Below are 20,389 nucleotides of genomic sequence, written 5' to 3' on the forward strand. Positions count from 1 at the left end.
CTCCTCGTTCACAGCACGATCGACGCGCCGGAAATCACCAGCAGTATATACGTGAGCGTCAGGAACGCGTGCTGGCTGACATGCCGCTGCAAACGGTTCCCGATCATGATCGCAACGATCAGCGGTGGTATCGCAACCGCGCTGAGAACGAGCGTATGCTGCGTCATCACGCCGGACGCGCCCTGTTCGACGGCCATGACCGAGTTGAGCGCGACCCACACGCACGCCATCGTCGCGCGGAATTCGTTCTTGTCCTTGAGCGTGGCGGCCGCGTAGATCACCAGCAGTGCGCCGCCGGAGATGAACATGCCGTGGATGACGCCGGCCGCGAGCGCGATGACGATCAGCAGCCAGCGCGGCGGATCGGTGCGGCTTGGACGCAGGAGGTTTTTCAGGGCGATCGCGATGATGAACAGGCCGTATGCCTTGCGCAAGGGGGCGAGCGGAAGCGCGGCGTACAGGGCGATGCCGGCGACCATGCCGACGGCCATGAGTCCGACCATTTCGCCGAGAATGCGCCAGCGGATGTGCGCGCGGTGCTGGATGCCGAGCCACAGGCAGGCCAGCAGCGTGGTGAGGTTGAGCACGACTTTGGCGGCGTCGGTGCCGAGCAGCAGCATCGAAAACGGCATGGCGAGCACGGTGCCGGCGAATCCGGTGATCGCCTGGATCACGTTCGCAAGGAACAGCACGATCAGGAACAGCATGTCGCGCATCGTCTCGCTCATCGGCACCTCCGTATCGTAGGTCTGTCGACCGGCGCGGCGACGGATCACCGTTGCCGATCCGGCAGATGCGCCCACGATACAGCCCCGATACGGCCGCCATGTAACGCGGAGCGGCGGCCGAATCACGCTCCACGCACGATGCCGTGCTCGCGAGCCGAATCGTGCCGTCCCGCGATTCGGAATCACCGCGATGCTGCACCCGTGCACCACTCCTGTGATTCGGAATCACGCTTCGCGCGATGTGCCGCACCCGCAAGCAGAATCGCACCGCATCACGATTCGGAATCACGCTGTCACCCTACGATTTCGAAACCGTGCTACACGCGACGTCGCACCCGCAAACGGAATCGCCCACCCCCACGATTCGGAATCACGCTTCGCGCGATGCTGTGTTGTTGGCGGCGCCGACACGCCGCAGTACCCCAACCCGGCGCTACGCGCCACCCTCCCCTCAAAGGGGAGGGACTCGCGATCGCCTCGAGAGACCAAGTCACGGTCCCCTCTCCCCTCAGGGAGGGGCCGCCAGACCGCAACACCTCCCTGCCTCTTTCCCTCCCCTATCAGGGGAGGGTGGCGGCGCAGCCGCCGGGTGGGATACCGCGGCGTAAGCCGCCAACAACACAACATCGTCGTGCCCACAGCACGGTGATTCCGTTCCGCCAAGCATGCCGCGGAGCGCTCCATCAATCAGCGAGCGTAGCTCGTTGGATAACGCGTGTGTCCGCAAGGCGCGGAATGCGAAGGCGTACGAAGGTACGTCGAGCCTTCCGTAACGCAGCGGACACTCCGTTATCCAACAAGCGTAGCGAACCAGTTGACGCGTGCGGCCTCGGTGCCTCGCAGGACGCCGGCGTACGACGGTACGTCAAGTCCTGCGAGGTGCCGAGGACGCTCCATCAATCAGTGAGCGTAGCTCGTTGGATAACGCGTGTGTCCGCAGTGCCGGGCGAGGTGCAGACGTATGTGATACTTCAAGCCTCGCACGGTGCTGCGGACACTCCGTTATCCAACGAGCGTGAATTGGCTGTTGTAGAGGTCGGCGTAGAACCCTCCCGCCGCAAGCAGCTCGTCGTGGGTGCCGCGCTCGATTACGTCGCCGTGGTTCATGACCAAAATCATGTCCGCATCGCGAATCGTGGAGAGTCGATGCGCGATCACAAACGACGTGCGGCCGACGGTAAGCGCGTCCATCGCCTTCTGGATCAGCTCTTCGGTGCGCGTATCAACCGACGAGGTCGCCTCGTCGAGGATCAGAATCGGCGCGTCCTGTACCATCGCGCGGGCGATGGTGAGCAGCTGCTTCTGGCCGGCCGACAGCGACGAGTTCTCGTCGAGCACCGTATCGTAACCATCCGGCAGCGACTGAATATAGTGGTCCAGTCCAACCGCGCGGCAGGCCGCAACGATCTGCTCGTCGGTCACGCCGGGCTTCGAGTACGCGATGTTCTCGCGCACGGTTCCGCGGAACACCCACGTGTCCTGCAGCACCATCGAGAACTGGTCGTGCACGTTCCAGCGCGGCACGCTCTTCGTGTCCACGCCGTCGATGGTGATGCGCCCGCCGGCGATCTCGTAGAAGCGCATGAGCAGGTTGACCATCGTGGTTTTGCCCGCGCCGGTCGGTCCGACGATCGCGACTTTCTGACCGGCTGAAACGTTCGCGGAGAAGTCGTTGATGATCGGCTTGCCCGGCTCGTATTCGAACCGCACGTGGTCGAACGTGACGTCGCCGCGCACCGGCTTGCCCGTACCGTCCGGACGCACGCCGAGCAGCGCCGGCTTGTCGGATTCGTCGGCCATCTCCGGCTCCTCGAGGAAGCCGAACACGCGCTCGGATGCGGCCGCGCATCGCTGCAGGTTCTGGAACGCCTGCGCGAACTGGCTGAGCGGCTGCGTGAACAGGCGGATGTACATCATGAACGCCACGATCACGCCGAATTCGATCTGCCCGTCCATCGCGAGCGCCGCGCCGACGACGCACACGACCACGTATCCGAAGTTGCCGACGAACTGCATGAGCGGCATCATCAGGCCGGACAGGAACTGCGACTTCCAGCCGGAATCGTACAGGTCGGCGTTGTACTGCTCGAAACGGCGAATCGAGTCGGCCTCGCCGTTGTACGCCTTGACAATCAGATGGCCGGCGTACATCTCCTCGACGTGGCCGTTGACGTCGCCGAGCGCGACCTGCTGGCGCACGAAGTACTGCTGCGAGGCTTTCATGATCGCGCCCATGAGCACGAGTCCGAGCAGGCTCGAGCCGATCGCGCACAGGGCCATGATCCAGTTGTTCCAGAACATCATGACGAGCGCGCCGACGAACAGCGTGACCGACGTGATGAGCGAGCCGAGCGACTGGCCGAGGGTCTGGCCGATCGCGTCGACGTCGTTGGTGATGCGGCTGAGCACGTCGCCGTAGCTGACTTTGTCGAAGTAGCTGAGCGGAAGTTTGTTGATTTTGACGCTGATCGATTCGCGCAGCTGCTGGGCGGTGCGCTGCGTGACGTTCGCCATCAGCCAGCTTTGCAGGTAGCTGAGGATCGCGTAGCCGACGTACAGTGCGACGAGCAGCCAGCCGATGCGGCTGACGGCGGCGAAGTCGATCGATCCGACGACCGGTTTGCCGTGGACGAGTGCGGGCAGACCTTTGGTGATTTCGTTGGTCATGTCCTTGAGTTTGTCCGGTCCGATGATCTGGAAGATCGTGCCGGCCGCGCCGAGGATGAGCGCGATGATGATGACGGGGATGTATCGGCGGCAGTAGTGGACGAGTTTGCCCATGACTTTGCCGAAATCCTGCGGTTTTTCTGCGGGTCCGTTGCCCGCCGGGCCGTGCGGCCCGCGTCCCATTGGACGATTCGTTGGTCCTGGCATGATATAAGTCCTTTCAAAAAGCATCCTCGCCTCCCTCTGATGAGGGAGGTGGCGCGCGAAGCGTGACGGAGGGAGAGATAGGCGCCATACGCACAACCTTCTGACGTTCCCCCAGTCAGCTTTGCTGACAGCGTCCTGCAACTGCGGATGGCCTGCGGCCACGCTCTGCTGGCTCGCTGTCGCTCGCACCTCGTCTACAAACGCCGCCGGCGTTTGCTTCACGACTCGGCCCTCAGCCGAGGGGGGCGAGATAGTGGATCACGCGGTCAATTCCGTCTTGCTGAGCTGGGATTCGGCGATCTGGCGGTAGATGTCGCAGGTCTCGAGCAGCTCGCGATGCGTGCCCTGGCCGACGACCTTGCCGTCGTCGAGCACGACGATGCGGTCGGCGTTCATGATCGTGCCGATGCGCTGCGCGACGATCAACTTGGTCGCGTCCTTGGCGTGCTCCGCGAGCGCGTCGCGTACCTCACGGTCGGTTTTGAAGTCGAGCGCACTGAACGAGTCGTCGAAGATCAGGATTTCCGGATCACGGTAGACGGCTCGCGCGATCGACAGTCTCTGCTTCTGGCCGCCAGACACGTTCGAGCCGCCCTGCGCGATGGCCGCGTCGAATCCGCCGTCCATGCGGCTGACGAACTCGGTTGCCTGTGCGACGTCGGCCGCTTCCTGCACACGTTCGCTGCGGCCGTTGTCCGACGTGCCATCGTTCGCAGTCATGCCGGCCGTACCGTCGCCGACCGCACGTCCGCCAGCCACACTGGACATCTCAGCGTGCACATCGTCGCCGTAGCTGATGTTGCTGGCGACCGTCCCCTTGAACAGCACCGACTTCTGCGGCACGTAGCCGATCTTGTCGCGCAGCGCCGTCAGGTCGTAGTCGCGCACATCCACGCCGTCGACGAGCACCTGCCCGGCGGAGACGTCGTAGAAGCGCGGCACCAGATTGATCAGCGACGTCTTGCCGGAACCGGTCGAGCCGATGAACGCGACGGTCTGGCCACGCTCGGCCGTGAACGAAACGTGTTCGAGGATCGGCTCACGCGAGTCGGGATACGTGAAGCTCACGTCGCGGAATTCGACGGTGCCGGTCTGGTCGCCGCCGATGCGCGCCACGTCGGGCGCCTTGTCGCCGCCGTTCTTGACGAGCGGTTCGGTGTCGATCACTTCGAGCACGCGCTGCGCGGACACGTCGGCGCGCGGCCAGAGCACGAACACCATGCTCATCATGAGGAAGCTCATGATGACCTGCACCGAGTAGCTGGAGAAGACGACCATGTTCGAGAACACGGTGAGTTTGTCGGTCAGCGCGGCCGCGTCGATCAGGTATGCGCCGATCCAGTAGACGGCGAGCATGAGACCGTTCATCACGGTGTTCATGAGCGGCATCATCACGGCCATCGCGCGGTTCGTGAACAGCTGGGTGTCGGTGAGATCCTTGTTGGCCTTGGTGAATTTGGCTTCCTGGTAGTCCTCGGCGTTGTAGGCGCGCACGACGCGCAGACCGGTGAGGTTTTCACGTGAAACAAGGTTGATGTTGTCGGTGAGCTGCTGCATCGCCTTGAACTTCGGCATGACGAGCGCCATGAGGATCACGATCGCGACGAGCAGGATCACCGTGGCGATGGCCGTGGCGAGCGTCCACTCGAAGCCGTCGCCGGCGATCTTCATGATGGCCCAGACGGCCATGATCGGCGACTTGACAATGAGCTGCAAGCCCATCGTGATGAACATCTGAATCTGCGTGATGTCGTTGGTCGAGCGGGTGATAAGGCTTGCAGTCGAGAAGCGGTCCATCTCGGCCGGACCGAACGATTCGACCTTCGCGAACTCGAGCGAGCGCAAACGTTGGCCGAAACTTGCAGCGACTCGGGCCGCGATGAAGCCGGTCACGATCGCGCATGCGACCGAGCCAAGCGAGACGAGCAGCATCTTGCCGCCGGCGACCCAGATGTCGCGCATCTCGCTGCCCGGCGTCTCGACGAGCGTGGTGATGTCGGACATGTAGTCGGGCAGTTCGAGGTCGAACCAGATCTGACCGACGATGGCGACCAGCGCGATGAGCATCTGGCCTATCTCCGCTTTGGAGAGGTATTTCATGATGCGAAGCATCGATTCCTCCTATGCGTTGTTGGTTCCTGAAGATACATATCGGTTAATTAGTTTCCAGTATTAAATTACTTACAGTGTAAGATATTACACGCAATCCTGCGTGTTTCCTGAAAATCAGGCACTTGCGTCAATCCGGGCAGGCGAAACGCACCTGCATTCCGGCCGAGCGCACCACCCACTGGTCATTTCGACCGAGCGCAGCGAGTGGAGAAATCTTTACAGACCCACCCCCGAGATTTCTCGACTCGGCTTCGCCTCGCTCGAAATGACAACGCCGAGGCAAACGACGAATCCTTACTCCTGATGTTCGAACGCCTTGCGCACTTCCTCCGCGGTCGGACGCGGCTGGCCAGGCTTGCAGATCGACATGTACGTCACGAACTCGCGCGTCAGATCGACAAACTCGCGCGTACGCCGTTCCCCCATCTGGGAGAAAATCCAGCAGACCGCATCGCGCATCTCCTCCATGTCCTTCCGCCCGCGCTCGCGCCCGGCATCAGTCAGGTTCACGAGCACTACGCGGCGATCATCGGTATCGGTTTCGCGCGTGATCAATCCTTTTTTCTCCATTGCGGACAGCAATGTCGAAATGCGGCCGGACGTCGCGTTGAGCTCAACGGCCAGCTGCGACGGCGTCATCGTGCCATGATGTGCGAGCTGCCGAATCGCGAACACCTCCCCTTGCGTGCCGCGCGTCAATTCGCGCTGCATGTCCGAACGATGGCACCATGCGGTGCGCCACAGCTCATCGACCGCTTCCTGCTCGAATCCCATTAGCCACACCTTTCCACATGGATATGCACATATGCACTCGCACTGAGCACAACATTGCATATATTATCTCTCACTATAAACAATTACACACTGTAATATATTCGGCGACCATCAACGCCACCGTCGGCGTCGTCGCCCATTCCAATCGCGCGCGGCGCACTCCAGAGCGCATAAGCTGCACACCATACGCGACACGCCAACAACCACCCGAACGCCATAACGCATAAAACATGCAAGACCATGATTTCCAGCTATTTTCGCGCTACAACACGCCGTCAAATAGTGATCCACGTCACAAAAATGAAGGGTTATCGTTCACATTATGACCATCTGAATGTATCGTGGAATCACCGACACAGAAGACGGCGAAGAAGAAAGCCACTGGGGGGCCCGAGGAAGGGGAATATACGATGGAACGCAACGTTTGCAGCATTGTCGGCTGCAGTCACGAGGCAGTAGATTCAGGCATGTGCGCGGCGCACTTTACCGCAGCGCTGGTGCACGGCGTCATCCAATACGCCGGCAATCGCCCGCGTCCGGCCTGCCACTGATTTTTCGGAATATTTGACGGCCGCCGTTGTAATCACGCGCACTCATTGACGCGCGGCTACAACGCGGCCGTTCTCTTTTCCAGGCGTCCGCAATCACGCGCCGTTCACCGACACGCACCGATACGGACGCCTTTTGTTATGCCGGTAAAACCGCCAGCTCATCCGGTGTCAGTCGCAGATCGATCGCAGCGAACGAATCGTTGATCTCACGCGGATTGCGGGCGCTCGGAATCGTGAACAGCCGATCATACCGGGTCAGCTCCCACGCCAGCACCACCCGCTGGTACGAAACGCCACGCGCCGCCGCAACCGCGCGGAACGGGTCGTATGCGTGCCGGTCGAACGGGTCGAGGAATCCACCGAGCGGCGACCAGCACACGAAATCGAGTCCCAGCTCGGCACAATGCTCCATCGTATGTTCCGGGTCGGGGTGCGACGGCGAAAACTGGTTCTGCACGGCGATCAGCCTGTCGCCCAGCATCGCACGGGCCGTGTCGATCTGCGCGTTGTCCACGCGGGAGATGCCGGCGTATCGGATCACGCCTTCGTCAAGCAGCGTTTTGAGCGCGCCGATCTGGTCCTCGTACGGCACCGCCGGATCGGGGCCGTGCGAATACAACAGGTCGAGCGCGTCCACGCCGAGGTGACGCGCGGACTCCTTCGCGTCGCGGATCATCGTTTCGGGCCGCGAATCGGCCATCCAACCATACCGGCTGCCGGCCGCCTGCAATCGCTGGCGATCATCCTGCGCCTCAGGCTCCCCTTCCGCCATGCTCGCATCGATCGTGCGGCGGTAGCCGGTTTTCGTCGCCACCAGCACCTCGCCGCGCGGACCGTCCCAGCCGGCGAGCGCGTCGCGCACCAGCATCTCGCCGTACCCGAAGTCGCCGGGAATGCCGGTTCCGTCCGATCCCGGAGCAGTCGGCAGATAGTACGACCACGCAGTGTCGAGGTAACGCACGCCGGCGTCGAGCGCGGCGTGGATCGTGCCGATCGCCATCTCACGGTCCGGCCGTCCTTCGATCGTGAGCGCCATCGTGCCCATGCCGAGCCGAGGGATGCGGCGCCCCGCGAAATCGACCGTGTTCGCAAAATCAGTGTCATGGTGCAACGTCGTCATACTGCCCATCATCATGCGAGGCCCTGACGCGGACAGGTCGCTCCCGAGTCTGGTCCGGCTGAAACACTGCGGTCGCCTACGGCACGCCCCTGTCAGACCATCGGGAACAGACCATCTCCGGACAGCGAGGCAAAACGCCGCCGCACTCTCCCATTCAAGGGCGGGGCAGTACCTCTTTTTCGCATATCTCCGCGATCTTTCTCCAAACCTTGAGGCAGATCTCGGCCATCGCAACGGTCGTTCTCCAAACCTTGAGGCGTCATCCCTTCCAAACAACAGGCCCCCACACCCCCGTTCTTATCGATATCGCCCTGGCATCCGACAGAAGCTGCCTCAGAGTTTGCGAGAAGACCTCTGCAACAGCGAGAATCTGCCTCAAGGTTTGCGAAATCCCGGCAATGCAACACAACACCCATGTCACACCCCGGGGCTTATGATGGTCGTGCAACCGAACGGGAGCCCGGCTGGGCTGAGAGGAAGTCGCGAACTTCGACCGTCAACTTGATGCGGGTCATGCCGCCGTAAGGAAACGGGTTGTTTCGCCGTCGCAATCGATGCGCGGCGGTTCGCGATCATCCATTTCAGCCTGTGTGGGGTTTCGTATCCGTCCATCGTCTGCGCGCGCGGACTCGTCACCGTCGCGCCTCGTCGTTGTGCGGGTCGTTTGCGCCACAACTCAAGAATAATTCAAGAACAATCAGTGATACTTACGACAAGGGTCATGAAGGGGCGCACCACCTCACAGGGTACGGCTGCTTCAGCGACCCTTTTTTCGAATCCGGCGCGGCCGGGGAAGGGGAACCGATGATCGTCAACGGTCAGGAGGAGCAGCTCGACGAGCCGATCAGCGTCGCCGAGTTCATCGAGCGCAAGGGATTCAAACCGGCCCGCGTGGCCGTTGAACTCAACGGCGAGATCGTGCCGCGGGCGAAACGCGCGGAAACGATGCTCAAGGGCACCGACACCTTGGAGATCGTCACGTTCGTCCAAGGCGGCTGACGGTCCGAACCGGCCGATATCGCGGCCCGCGCCGCGGCATATCGCGTCATCTCACGAGACGACGCCGAGTCGAGAATCTTCCTGGAACTTCGTCGAGCTTAATGCACGCACTCTTACTCTCGGCTCCCTCGGCCAGGCAGGACCGTAATAGCAAACGCCGGAGGCGTCTGTAGGCGAGGAACGAGCGACAGCGAGCCAACAACACGGCCAGCCGAAAACTATCCATAATTGCAGAACGCTGCCGGCAGAACCAACTGAGGGGAGCGTCAAACCCATCACATTACGTCCGACAAAGCACTAGTAACTCATCGGTCTTAACACGATCGTCCTTCTTCCCCTGCTCCCCCTGAAGGGGGAGCTGTCAGCGAAGCTGACTGAGGGGGTGACACACTCGCCAAGCCCGGAAGCACTACTCAGCCAATACACCAATCGTCCATCACTACGAAGGAGTAATCATGACCACCGCATCATCCACCGAACCGACCCTCGACGAACTCGTCGGCACCGCCACGAACACCGCGCTGCTGCCCGAGCCGGACGCGCACGCCTACGACGCGATCGCCACGGGCGACGCCGATCCGCTCATCCTTGGCGGGCACAAGTTCACGAGCCGATTCATCCTCGGTTCGGGCCGTTACGATCTGAACCTCATCAAGGCCACGATCGAGAACGCCGGCACGCAGATCGTCACGATGGCGTTGCGCCGCTGCCGCACCACCGAAAACAATCTGCTCGACTACATTCCGAAGGGCATCACGATGCTGCCGAACACGTCGGGCGCGCGCAATGCGGAAGAGGCGGTGCGCATCGCGCGGCTCGCCCGCGAGGTGTGCCATACCGATTTCGTGAAGGTCGAGATCGAGCATGAGACGAAGTACCTGCTGCCGGACAACGCGGAGACGATTCGCGCGACCGAAATGCTTGCGAAGGAGGGTTTCGTGGTGATGCCGTACATGTTCCCGGACCCGATCGCGGCGCGGCAGCTCGAGGATGCGGGTGCGGCGTGCGTGATGCCGCTCGGCTCGCTGATCGGCTCGAACAAGGGGCTGCGCATGCGCGACTTCATCGAGGTGATCATCGCGAACGCGCACGTGCCGGTCATCATCGACGCGGGCATCGGCCGGCCGAGCCAGGCCGCCGAGGCGATGGAGATGGGCGCGGACGCGGTGATGGCGTACACGGCGATCGCCTCCGCGGGCAACATCCCGGTGATGGCGCGCGCGTTCAAGCACGCGATCGAAGCCGGTCGCGAGGCGTACCTTGCCGGCCTTGGCACCGTGACCGAAGGCCACGCCGTCCCGTCCAGCCCGACCAACGCCGCCGACTACCTCTCCCCCAGCGCTTCGACGGCGGCATAAGCAGTGTGGCGGCGCAGAAAACGCCACCACACAAACAGAGCACGAACAAAGCAAGGGCGAGTTAGCCCCCGGCCCGCATGGAACACTCATATCGGTTCCGCAATGGGGCATTTCTTGCAGTTGTAGGGTCCTGTCCCGAGACTCGGCGCATTCGGCACTCGCCAGATCCCATAACAATGGCGGAATTCCAACACAAGGAATTCCGCCATACTGGCCGGGCAGCCGACCGTGGCCCTACAACTGCGAGATACCCCTCACACATCAACCGGGCACCGAGCCGAAAAACCTTCAACCATCCCAAAACAGGCCGGCGCTTCCCTGCCCCTGCCAGGAACCTCCCAGATCCACCCGAACAGGTTCCGCCAGCGGACAGGGATCACACGCTACCGCCCCAACGCATCCTTGAGGTCGCGCGACTGGAACCGCTCGTGCAGCAGACAATACCCGCCGAACACGGCCAGCCACACGAGGCCCGCAATCGCGGAACCGCGCGTATCGTCCGCCAGGAACAGCGTCGCGTACACGAACACGAAGAACGCGATCGCGAGCGTGTTCGTGAACTTCCACGCCGGCATCACGAACCCGTCCGGGATGAAGTCGGCCGAACGGCGATAGCGGCGGTGCGCGATCATCGTGAGCACGTAGATGAAGATAATGACCGCAGAGGACGCGGACGCGAACAGCACGAACGCGCCGGAGACGCCCGGAATCGCGTTGATGACCGGCGAGAGCAGGATCAGCGCCGCGGACACGAGAATCGCGCGCGCCGGCACCTGGCGGTTCGACACCTTGCCGATCTTCTGGAACGTCGGCGACTCGGATTCGATCGCGAGCTGGTACAGGTGGCGTCCGGCCGAGTACAGCAGCGAGTTCAACGCGGAGGACGCGGCGGTGATCACCACGAAGAACACGAGCGCGGCCGCCCACTTGAGGCCCGCGTACTGGAACACCATGATGAACGGCGAGGCGAACGAACCGTCCGCGTTCGGCTTGAACGTGGTCCACGGCACGATCGCCATGATCGCGAGCAGCGCGCCCACATAGAAGATGAGCACTCGCACGATGATCTCGTTGACGGCCTTCGGCAACACCTTGCGCGGGTTCTGCGTCTCGGAGACGGTGACGCCCACGAATTCGATCATCTCGTACGCGTAGAACACCATCTGGAAGCTCATGAGGAAGGCGAGCCAGCCGTTCGGCGCGATCGAGAAGTTGTTCGTGATGTTGTCAAGACCTGCGTGGCCACCGGGCGAAACGGAGTCCTGTCCGGTGATCTGCACGGCGTCGTAATGGTAGCCGATCACGACCATGACCACGGCGGTGGCGATCATCGCGCAGATCAGCGTGATCTTGATCATCGAGAACCAGAACTCCGCCTCGCCGAACGCCTTGACGGCGATCAGGTTGATCGTGACGAGCGCGGCGAGAAAGCACAGTTCGATCAGCCATTTCCAATGGATCAGGTTGATGCCGAACGTGTCGAAGAACGTGATGAAATAGGTGGAGACGGCCGTGATCTCACTCATGCCGATGAGCACGAGCACGATCCAGTACGACCAGCCGGCGAACTTGCCCCAGCCGTTGCCGAGGTAGCGCCTAATGAAGTTAATGAACGTGTGCTGGCTGGGGTCGCGGTACATGAGTTCGCCGATAGCCCGCATGAGCAGGAACATGATGACGCCGACCGCGATGTATACGAAGATGATGCTCGGTCCGGTCAGTGCGATGGACTTGCCGGAGCCGAGGAACAGACCGGTGCCGATCGTGCCGCCGATGGCGATGAACTGGACGTGGCGGTTGTTCAGACCGCGCGCCATCTGATTGTCTTTGTCGAGATTCTCGACCGATGTGAGGGTGCCGTTGCCGTCGGATGATGAACCGTTCGGCTGGTCGCTCTGGGAGTTGCTCATGTTCTACCTGCTCTTTCAATAACAGGTTCAAACTGTAGCATTGCGCATGTTACGAAAACAGGGTTAGTTCAACGATCCAACGTGACAATATCGTGCGCATTTCCCCCAAAAGTTCAATTCGTTGAACTTTCGGGTAGTGAACTGTTATGTCGACCGGAGGCGAAGCCGAAGCGGAGACATCTTTCAGGCCAACGGCGAAGGAACAGATTTCTCCGCTCGCTGCGCTCGGTCGAAATGACATGCACCTATGTTTGGTCAACTGGCATGTCCGGTCTCCCTGCGAGAGAAGAGGACAACATTCCCATTGTCAGTTGGTTATTGACGTTGCGGTCACCCCCGCAAGAGGAAGACAACGACACGAATCAGCTACACGTCTAGGCATCACTCCACGCTTTTGAGGGAGACGGCGGGGTCGATGCGGTCCAGGACGGGGTTGGTGAGGAACTGCACGAACAGGGCGAAGACGAGCGTGACCGCGGCGGCGATCGCATAGCTTTGCCAGCGCACGCTCACCTCGAAGTACATGCCTGGCATGGCGAGCGCGGCCGTAAGGAGGCCTCCGACCCATCGCCCGACCGGCAGACCGACGATCACGCCGATCACGGTCAGGATCATCATCTCGCGGTTCACGTACCGGTGCACTTCGCGGTCGTAGAAGCCCAGCACCTTGAGCGTGGCCATTTCGCGCACGCGTTCGGACACGTTCGTGTTCGCAAGCGTGAACAGCACCACGAGCGCCAGTCCGCCGGCCAATGCCACGATGAGCGCCACCACGGCCCCCATAAGGTCGAAGCTGAAGCTGCGTCGCAAGTCAGCCGTGCTCGAGACGGTCAGCACGGCCGCATCCTTGCCGAGACGTTCCGCGTAGGCGATCTGATCGCCGTCAGAACCGTCATACTGTGCGAACACCGTGTTCAGTTCCACGCCATCGACCACGGTCGCTTCAGGATCAGTGGAGGCAGTGCCGACCCCGCCGACGGCCGATCCGCTGTCGCCATCCGTTTTCCCGGCCGTGGTTGAACCGGATGAGGTGCCGGAATCGCTCGAACCATCGGAATCCCGCGAATCCGCAACCGAATCATCAATACCTGTATCGTCTCCGCCGAAGAACCGCTGGTAGTCGGCGGCCAGCACGTACACGTCCGCGCCGATCACCGACCGGCTGACATTCACGACGCGCACCTGCTTGCGCTGCGCCTCGCCGTTCTTGAGCGTGATCAGGTCCCCGGCCCGCACGCCAAGCGCATTCGCTGCGCTCTGCGAGACGATCACGCCGTTCGCCCGGCCGTTCTCGAATATCTCCATGCGGATAGGCAAACCGTCCGAGGCGGAACGCAGATCGGCGATGCGGTCCATTGCGGACCCGTACGGCACGGTGACGATCTGTACGGTTTCCGTCTCGTCCGTACCGGTCGTGATCTCACCGTTCTCGACTCTCGCCAACGCGAACGACTGGGACGAGTCGTCGACCGCGCCATCGCCGCGCAACCGGTCAAGCACCGTCGACACATCGTCATGATCTGCCACGACCATGAGGTCATACCGGTACACGTCCCGGTATTGCGTGTTCGGCAACGCATCCACGGTATCGCTGATCGCCAGCCCGCACACGATGAGCGCGGTGCATCCGGCCACGCCGCCGACCGTCATGACGAGCCGGGATTTGAACCGCACGAGGTTGCGCACGGTGACCTTGTTGAGGAATCTCATGCGCTTCCAGACCGGCGTGACCCGTTCCAGCAGCACACGAGAACCGGCCCGCGGCGCTTTCGGACGCATCAGTTCGGCCGGCGTCTGGCGCAATTCGCCCGCACACGCAACTGCCGTGGCCGCGACCACACCCACCACGAACAGCGCAATGCCCGCCGACCCGTACAGCCAGTCGTATTCGAACCGCACATCAGGCACCGAGTACAGCCCCTGCAACACGATCAGCAGGAACGCGGGAATCCCGATGAATCCGGCGATCAGGCCGAGTCCGCCGCCGATCAGGCACGCAAGCGCGGCGAACATCACATACCGCATCGAGATCGCGACCGGACCGTAGCCGAGACCGACGTAGGTGCCGATGAGCCCACGTTCCTCCTCGACCATGCGCGTCATCGCGGTCAGGCTCATAAGCACGGCGACGAGCAGGAACACGACCGGGAACGCGCGGCCGATCGATTCGATCGAGCTCAGATCGGATTTGATCGCACTGAATCCGCCGATCGCGGAACGCGTCTGCACGTACCACCGGGCGACGGCGATATCGTCGACCCGCTGCTGCTGTTTGGCGAATTCGGCGTCCGCGTCCTTGCGCTTCCGGTCAAGTGTGCGTTGCGCTTCGGTGATCTTCTTCTCGCCGTCCGCGAGCTTGGTTTCGGCTTCCTTGAGCTGCTTGCGCCCGTCCTCAAGCTGCTTGCTGCTGGTCTTAAGCTGCTGCTCCTGCTGGTCGAGTTCCTTGGCTTGACTGTCGAGCTTGCCCGCGTTGGTTTCCAGTTCGGCGGATTGGGTGGCGAGCTGCGTTTCGGCGTCGGCGGTTTCCCGTTCCTTCACGCTCAGTTGCGCGCTTTGCTGGTCGAGTTGGGTTTGCGCGGGGATGATGGACGAGTTCAACGTGGACGTGAGTTGGTCACGCTGCTGGATGAGCTTCGAGCGCTGAGCGGCCAGTGACTGCCGTTGTGAGGCCAGCTGCGCATTGATGCTCGCGATGGCTTCGCTCGTGGGCTGCGCGGGTGCACTGATGCCCAGTTTTGCAAGCGTCGCACGGATGTTCGCCCATTGTTTGGCCTCGGCATCACTGCGGGCGGAACTGCTGTCATTCGCCACGGTTTCGGCCGCGACGACGCCAATGCCATCAATCGCCTTAACCGTTTCAGATTCTTCGACCGATTCGACCGGCAGCTTGCCAAGAGCCGCACTGACACTGTCAATCGCCGCGATCGTGCCATCGACCTGCGTGATGCCCTGCTTGGCGGCCGTAATGCCCTGTTCGACCGGCGAACGCTTGGTATCGAGTTGGGCTTGCGCCTCGTCAAGCTGCTTACGCGCGTCGGACAGTTGCGCTTTCGCCGCATCGAGCTGCGCGCGGGACGCGTTGATCTGGGCACGACCTGATGCGATCTGCTGGCGGGCGGCGGAAAGTCGCGCCCGCGCATCCGCGATCTGCTGTTCGCCGTCCTTGAGCTTGGACTCGTTCTCGTCGAGCTTGCGCCGGTTCGTCTCGTATTCGGTGCGCGCGGAAATAAGATCGGCGCTGTTCTTGTCGATGGTCTGTTGCGCGTCGTCGAATTGCCGCTGTGCGTCCGTCTTGGCCTTGTCGAGCTTGGTCTGTGCGGCGTCGACCAGCTGCTGACGGCGGGCCGTCTGCCGCTCGGTCTGCACGGTGTCGGTGATGCGTTTCGCCACCTCTCGCACCAGATTGTCGTATGCATTGCCGAACGAGTCTTCCGCCGCGGCCCCATCCACGGTCAGGCTGATCGCGGTGTAGATGTTGCCGGTCACGCCGTCGCTTGACGCGAAGAACGTGTAGTCGGAGGCGAGCGTCTGGCGGAACGCCTTGCTGCCGATACCGTCGGGATTGCTCACGTCTTTCGGATCGAGGACTTCGCCGACGATCGTCACCTCTGTCGGGAATTGCGGGGATTGTTCGCCGGATTCGACAGCTGTGTCGGCGGAGTCGGAGGTTTCCGCAGATGCGCTATCAGCATCAGACGCGCTGCCGGCATCAGCAGTACCAGCCGAATCGTCAGTGCCGTTTCCCGCGCCGCCCGTCGTCGTTTCGGACGGCGTCACCTTCAACGTATCGCCGACCGTCAGCCCGCTGTCCATCAGGAACTTTTTCGTCACGGCGATCTCGCCGGCCTTGCCCGGCATCCGTCCATCCTGCACGGCCGGCTGGTCGAGTCCGTTCACGCCGATTTCGGTGATCGTCACGGTTTTGTCGGTGCCATCGATCGCAACCGTACCGCTTTGGCTGCGTTCCGGTTGCACGGCGCGCACACCTTCGATGCCACGCAGCACGGCCACATCATCGTCGGTCAGCCCCAACGTCGACATCACCTGGATATCGTGCAGACCTTGCGCGTCATAGAACCGGTCGGTCGCGCGGAACATGTCCCGGCAACCCGCGTAGATGCCGGTCAGCACGGCCACGCCGAGCAGCGAGATCACGGCGATCGATACGAACCGCCGCCATCCGCGCAGCCAGCAGCGCAACGTGTCCTTCGCGAACGCAACCGACATGCCCCGCCCGCGAGCGCCGATCGAATCACCGGCTCCAGGCAAACCGGCGTACCCTGTCGAGCCGGCGCGGTCGTACGCCGAATCCGCATCGGACACATCGCCCAGCTCGTTTTCCAGCTCAACCGCTCCGTCATCAATCTGGGCGGCAGCCGCATCAACGGCCGATCCCCCGCCGAATCGTTCCCCGTATCGTTTCCGTCGTCCGATCATCGCGATCACCACTCAATCTGTGCAATCGGCGTCGGCGCGGGATTCACGTCCTCGCTCGTCACACGCCCCGAACGGAAGCGAATCACCTTGTGGGCCATCGGCGCAAGCGCGGAATTGTGCGTGATGATCATGACCGTCATGCCTTCCGCCACGCAGATGTCCTGCAGCAGTTGCAGCACTTCCTTGCCGGTCTCGTAGTCGAGAGCGCCGGTCGGCTCGTCGCACAGTAGCAGTTTCGGTTTCTTGGCTATCGCGCGAGCGATCGACACGCGCTGCTGTTCGCCGCCGCTCAACTGTGCGGGAAAGTTGTTGAGCCGGTCGGCCAAGCCGACTTTGCGCAACGTTTCAGCCGGGTCGAAATGATCGGGGCAGATCTGCGAGGCGAGCTCGACGTTCTCGAGTGCGGTCAGGTTCGGCACGAGATTGTAGAACTGGAACACGAAGCCGATGTCGTTGCGGCGGTACGTGATGAGGTCGCGTTTGCGCAGGCCCGTGATGTCGCGCCCGCCGACGACCACGCGGCCATCCGTGGCCGTGTCCATGCCGCCGAGGATGTTGAGCGCCGTGGTCTTGCCCGCGCCCGACTGGCCGAGGATGACGGTCAACTCGCCTTCGTCCGCGGTGAAACTCGCCTCGTCCAGTGCACGGATCGACGAGGTGCCGGCCGGATACTCCTTGACCACATGGTCGAATTCGATATACGCCATCGTGCACTCCCGTCGTGTCGTCGCCCGCCAGACGGCTGCATCGCCGTCCGCCGCATCGCTGGTTCATCTGGCTTTCCATTAAACCTTGTCGCACCGAAAAGGCGCGGATATGCACACGCTGTCAGCGTTCGGAATCCCCGCGCCCCTCGGCGTGTCGAATCGAACAAATTTGCGAATAACTCGCCGTCGTGCCGGCTTATCTGCTGACCAACAGTTGTCCGGTTGGCTATTGTAGGTAGTATTCGGCGGTCTCGATAGCGAGTGGTAGCGCGAGACTCAACGAGAGGAGTTGCGATGGCTGGGCGATCGGACGACGACAAGATGCGCGACGTGCGGGAGACCGCACAGCTGCCGCCCGCGTATGCGACGTTTGACGATTTCGCCGCACCGCAGGAACCGGCCGCCGGAGCGACCGCATACGGTTCCGATCGGGCGCACGTGGCACGGTGGAATCGTCCGGCGAACGTACTGATCGCGGTGATCGCAGCAATCATCGTGGCAGCGATCATCCTTACGCCGATCGTCATCAACCAGCAGACCAAACATGCCGACGCACTGTCCGCATGTCAGAACGCGCTGTCCGATTATCGTCAGTCGCGAGATCGGCTGAGCAAGCTCACCGGCAACAGCGACGACGCGAACCGCGATCCAGCCGTATGCTCCACCGGCGACTCGACCGAAAGCCTGACCTCGACCGCAGCCACCTTAAGCGCTTCCGCATCGTCGTTCAACGCACAGGCTGCCTCGCTGCAACGCCAGCAGGAACAGGCCGCGAAGGAACACTCGAACGAGAACGGTCGGACCGATGGCAGCTCCGGCGGTTCCGACACCGGCTTCACAGCCAACGGCGAGTCCGCCGCCGCGGCCCGTGAAGCGCTTCAGCAGTCGCTCGACACCGCCAACGCCCTGCTCGGCACGGTGCAGAACAGCATCGCGGACGGTACGGCGAAACGGTTTGTCGTCGGCACGCTCACCACCGCGATCGACGGCGCCCAACAGCTGCTCAACGACAGTGGCATCAAGGATTCCAAGTACTACAAGGCCGCAACGGTCACCCTGAACGAGGCCATCGCCGCCGTCAACGACTGGGTCGACCAGCAGGCCGCCAAAGCGCAGTGACCGAACCGGCCTACGCACCCACCGGAAACGGACGCGATGCGCGGCGGTCACGGCGTGCGGCATACAATAGCGGCCATTGCATACGGTTGCATCGATCGGCGACGCTACCGGTGTACAGACAACTCCGCAAGGACTTCACAAGAAGAGAAAGAAGCAGGCATGGCAGCATCACCCGCCCCAACCGAACCGCAAGCGCCGCGTCCGGTGCGCGACACCGACGACGTCCCCGTCCCGGCCACCCTACGTAAATCGCTGAAAAACCGCCACATCCAGCTCATCGCCCTCGGCGGCGCGATCGGCACCGGCCTGTTCTACGGCTCGAGCGAATCGATCAGCCTCGCCGGCCCGAGCATCCTGCTCGCCTACCTCGTCGGAGGCCTCGCGATCTTCATGATCGTGCGAGCGTTGTCCGAAATGTCGGTCGAGGACCCGAAGGCCGGCGCATTCAGCTACTACGCGAGCCGCTACTGGTCGAAGCGCGCCGGTTTCGTGAGCGGCTGGAACTACTGGTTCAACTACATCCTCGTGTCGATGGTCGAGCTGTCGGTCGTCGGCAGCTTCGTCAACTACTGGTTCCCGAACATCCCGCAGTGGGTGTCCGCGGCCGTGTTCCTCGTCGTGATCGCCGCCGCGAACCTGCTCGGCGTGAGCAAGTTCGGCGAGTTCGAGTTCTGGTTCGCGATCATCAAGATCGTGGCCGTAGTCGCGATGATCCTCGGCGGACTGGCGGTGCTCGTCGCGGGTCTGCCGACCGATTCGGGCATCAAGGCGAGCTTCGCGAACTGGTTCGCGATCGACGGCGGCTTCTTCCCGCACGGCCTCATGCAGCGCACGGCCGACGGCCAGTGGACCGGCCTGCTCATGGCCCTGTGCGTCGTGATGTTCAGCTTCGGTGGCACCGAGCTGATCGGCATCACCGCGGGCGAGACCGAAAACCCGCGCACCACGATCCCACGCGCCACGAACGGCATCATCTGGCGCATTCTCGTGTTCTACATCGGTGCGCTCGGCGTGATCATGGCCGTGGTGCCGTGGAACACGATCGACGGCAAGTCCAGCCCGTTCGTGCAGATCTTCGATTCGGTGGGCGTGCACGCGGCCGCCGGCATCCTCAACTTCGTGTGCCTGACCGCCGTGATGAGCGTCTACAATTCCGGCCTGTACGCGAACTCTCGCATGCTGTATTCGCTCGCCAAGCAGGGCAACGCGCCCGCGTACCTCGGCAAGCTGAACTCGCGTGGCGTGCCGGTCGCGGGCGTGATCACGTCCGCCGTGATCACCGCGCTGGCCGTGGTCGTCGTGTTCCTGTGGCCGCAGTTCGCGTTCAACTATCTCATGTCGATCGCAACGATCGCCGGCGTGATCAACTGGTCGATGATCATGATCACGGAAGTGCATTTCCGGCAGGTCGTCGCGGCGGGCGACGGCCCGGCCGAACTGGCCGGACTGCGCGGTTCCGAGGCGTTGGATGCGATTCATTTCAAGCTGCCGTTCGCGCGCGTGATGCCGTATATCGTGCTCGCGTTCCTCGCGCTGGTCGTGGTGCTCATGTGCTTCTCGTCGAGCTATCGCGTGGCCGTGATCGCCGGCGTGATCTGGCTGGCGATCCTGCTCAGTGCGTACCAGCTCACGCAGACGCGCAAGTGATCCCGTGATCGAACGTCTGCCGGGCGGCCTACCGCTCGCCAGATGCTCGCAAA

Annotated in this window: 11 protein-coding genes, 2 pseudogenes and 1 riboswitch; of the genes and pseudogenes, 4 read left to right on the forward strand and 9 right to left on the reverse strand. The window is 62.4% G+C overall.

Annotated elements, in window-relative coordinates:
* Positions 1 to 8: 8 nt before the first annotated feature.
* The 6 genes and pseudogenes from AC1A0G_RS09305 to AC1A0G_RS09330 form a co-directional block, all read right to left on the reverse strand.
* On the reverse strand, positions 9 to 728 hold the full coding sequence (locus tag AC1A0G_RS09305) for a sulfite exporter TauE/SafE family protein (RefSeq protein WP_476529172.1): 720 nt from the start codon (positions 726 to 728) through the stop codon (positions 9 to 11).
* Between the two features lie 1,002 nt (positions 729 to 1,730).
* A complete protein-coding gene (locus tag AC1A0G_RS09310) occupies positions 1,731 to 3,578 on the reverse strand; it encodes an ABC transporter ATP-binding protein (protein ID WP_476529211.1) in 1,848 nt (615 codons plus the stop codon).
* 282 nt (positions 3,579 to 3,860) lie between these two features.
* Positions 3,861 to 4,691, reverse strand: a pseudogene (locus AC1A0G_RS09315) (ABC transporter ATP-binding protein); the annotation flags it as partial.
* Positions 4,692 to 4,898: 207 nt separating this feature from the next.
* Positions 4,899 to 5,714: pseudogene (locus tag AC1A0G_RS09320) on the reverse strand (ABC transporter permease); the annotation flags it as partial.
* 294 nt (positions 5,715 to 6,008) lie between these two features.
* Positions 6,009 to 6,488, reverse strand: coding sequence for a MarR family winged helix-turn-helix transcriptional regulator (locus tag AC1A0G_RS09325; protein WP_476529174.1), 480 nt, complete (start codon positions 6,486 to 6,488; stop codon positions 6,009 to 6,011).
* A gap of 687 nt (positions 6,489 to 7,175) precedes the next feature.
* Positions 7,176 to 8,159, reverse strand: a complete 984-nt coding sequence (locus AC1A0G_RS09330) for an aldo/keto reductase (RefSeq protein WP_476529176.1) — start codon at positions 8,157 to 8,159, stop codon at positions 7,176 to 7,178.
* A gap of 442 nt (positions 8,160 to 8,601) precedes the next feature.
* Positions 8,602 to 8,705, forward strand: a riboswitch (TPP riboswitch).
* Positions 8,706 to 8,963: 258 nt separating this feature from the next.
* Here AC1A0G_RS09330 and thiS point away from each other — a divergent pair.
* Complete coding sequence (thiS, locus tag AC1A0G_RS09335) at positions 8,964 to 9,158, forward strand: sulfur carrier protein ThiS (protein ID WP_476529178.1); 195 nt, start codon at positions 8,964 to 8,966, stop codon at positions 9,156 to 9,158.
* Between the two features lie 455 nt (positions 9,159 to 9,613).
* Positions 9,614 to 10,516, forward strand: a complete 903-nt coding sequence (locus tag AC1A0G_RS09340; RefSeq protein ID WP_476529180.1) for a thiazole synthase — start codon at positions 9,614 to 9,616, stop codon at positions 10,514 to 10,516.
* A gap of 383 nt (positions 10,517 to 10,899) precedes the next feature.
* On the opposite strand, the gene AC1A0G_RS09345 is transcribed toward AC1A0G_RS09340, so the two are convergent.
* The 3 genes from AC1A0G_RS09345 to AC1A0G_RS09355 form a co-directional block, all read right to left on the reverse strand.
* Complete coding sequence (locus AC1A0G_RS09345; protein WP_476529181.1) at positions 10,900 to 12,426, reverse strand: amino acid permease; 1,527 nt, start codon at positions 12,424 to 12,426, stop codon at positions 10,900 to 10,902.
* A 381-nt stretch (positions 12,427 to 12,807) separates the two neighbouring features.
* Positions 12,808 to 16,653: an FtsX-like permease family protein gene (locus tag AC1A0G_RS09350; RefSeq protein WP_476529213.1), complete on the reverse strand. Its 3,846-nt coding sequence runs from the start codon at positions 16,651 to 16,653 to the stop codon at positions 12,808 to 12,810.
* 215 nt (positions 16,654 to 16,868) lie between these two features.
* Complete coding sequence (locus tag AC1A0G_RS09355) at positions 16,869 to 17,570, reverse strand: ABC transporter ATP-binding protein (RefSeq protein ID WP_476529183.1); 702 nt, start codon at positions 17,568 to 17,570, stop codon at positions 16,869 to 16,871.
* A 294-nt stretch (positions 17,571 to 17,864) separates the two neighbouring features.
* Here AC1A0G_RS09355 and AC1A0G_RS09360 point away from each other — a divergent pair, with 294 nt between their 5' ends.
* The gene (locus AC1A0G_RS09360; RefSeq protein WP_476529185.1) at positions 17,865 to 18,689 is read left to right on the forward strand and encodes a hypothetical protein; all 825 of its coding nucleotides are present in this window, start codon (positions 17,865 to 17,867) and stop codon (positions 18,687 to 18,689) included.
* Between the two features lie 159 nt (positions 18,690 to 18,848).
* Positions 18,849 to 20,336, forward strand: coding sequence for an amino acid permease (locus AC1A0G_RS09365; protein ID WP_476529187.1), 1,488 nt, complete (start codon positions 18,849 to 18,851; stop codon positions 20,334 to 20,336).
* Positions 20,337 to 20,389 lie beyond the last annotated feature (53 nt).

Source organism: Bifidobacterium sp. LH_230 (assembly GCF_056357555.1).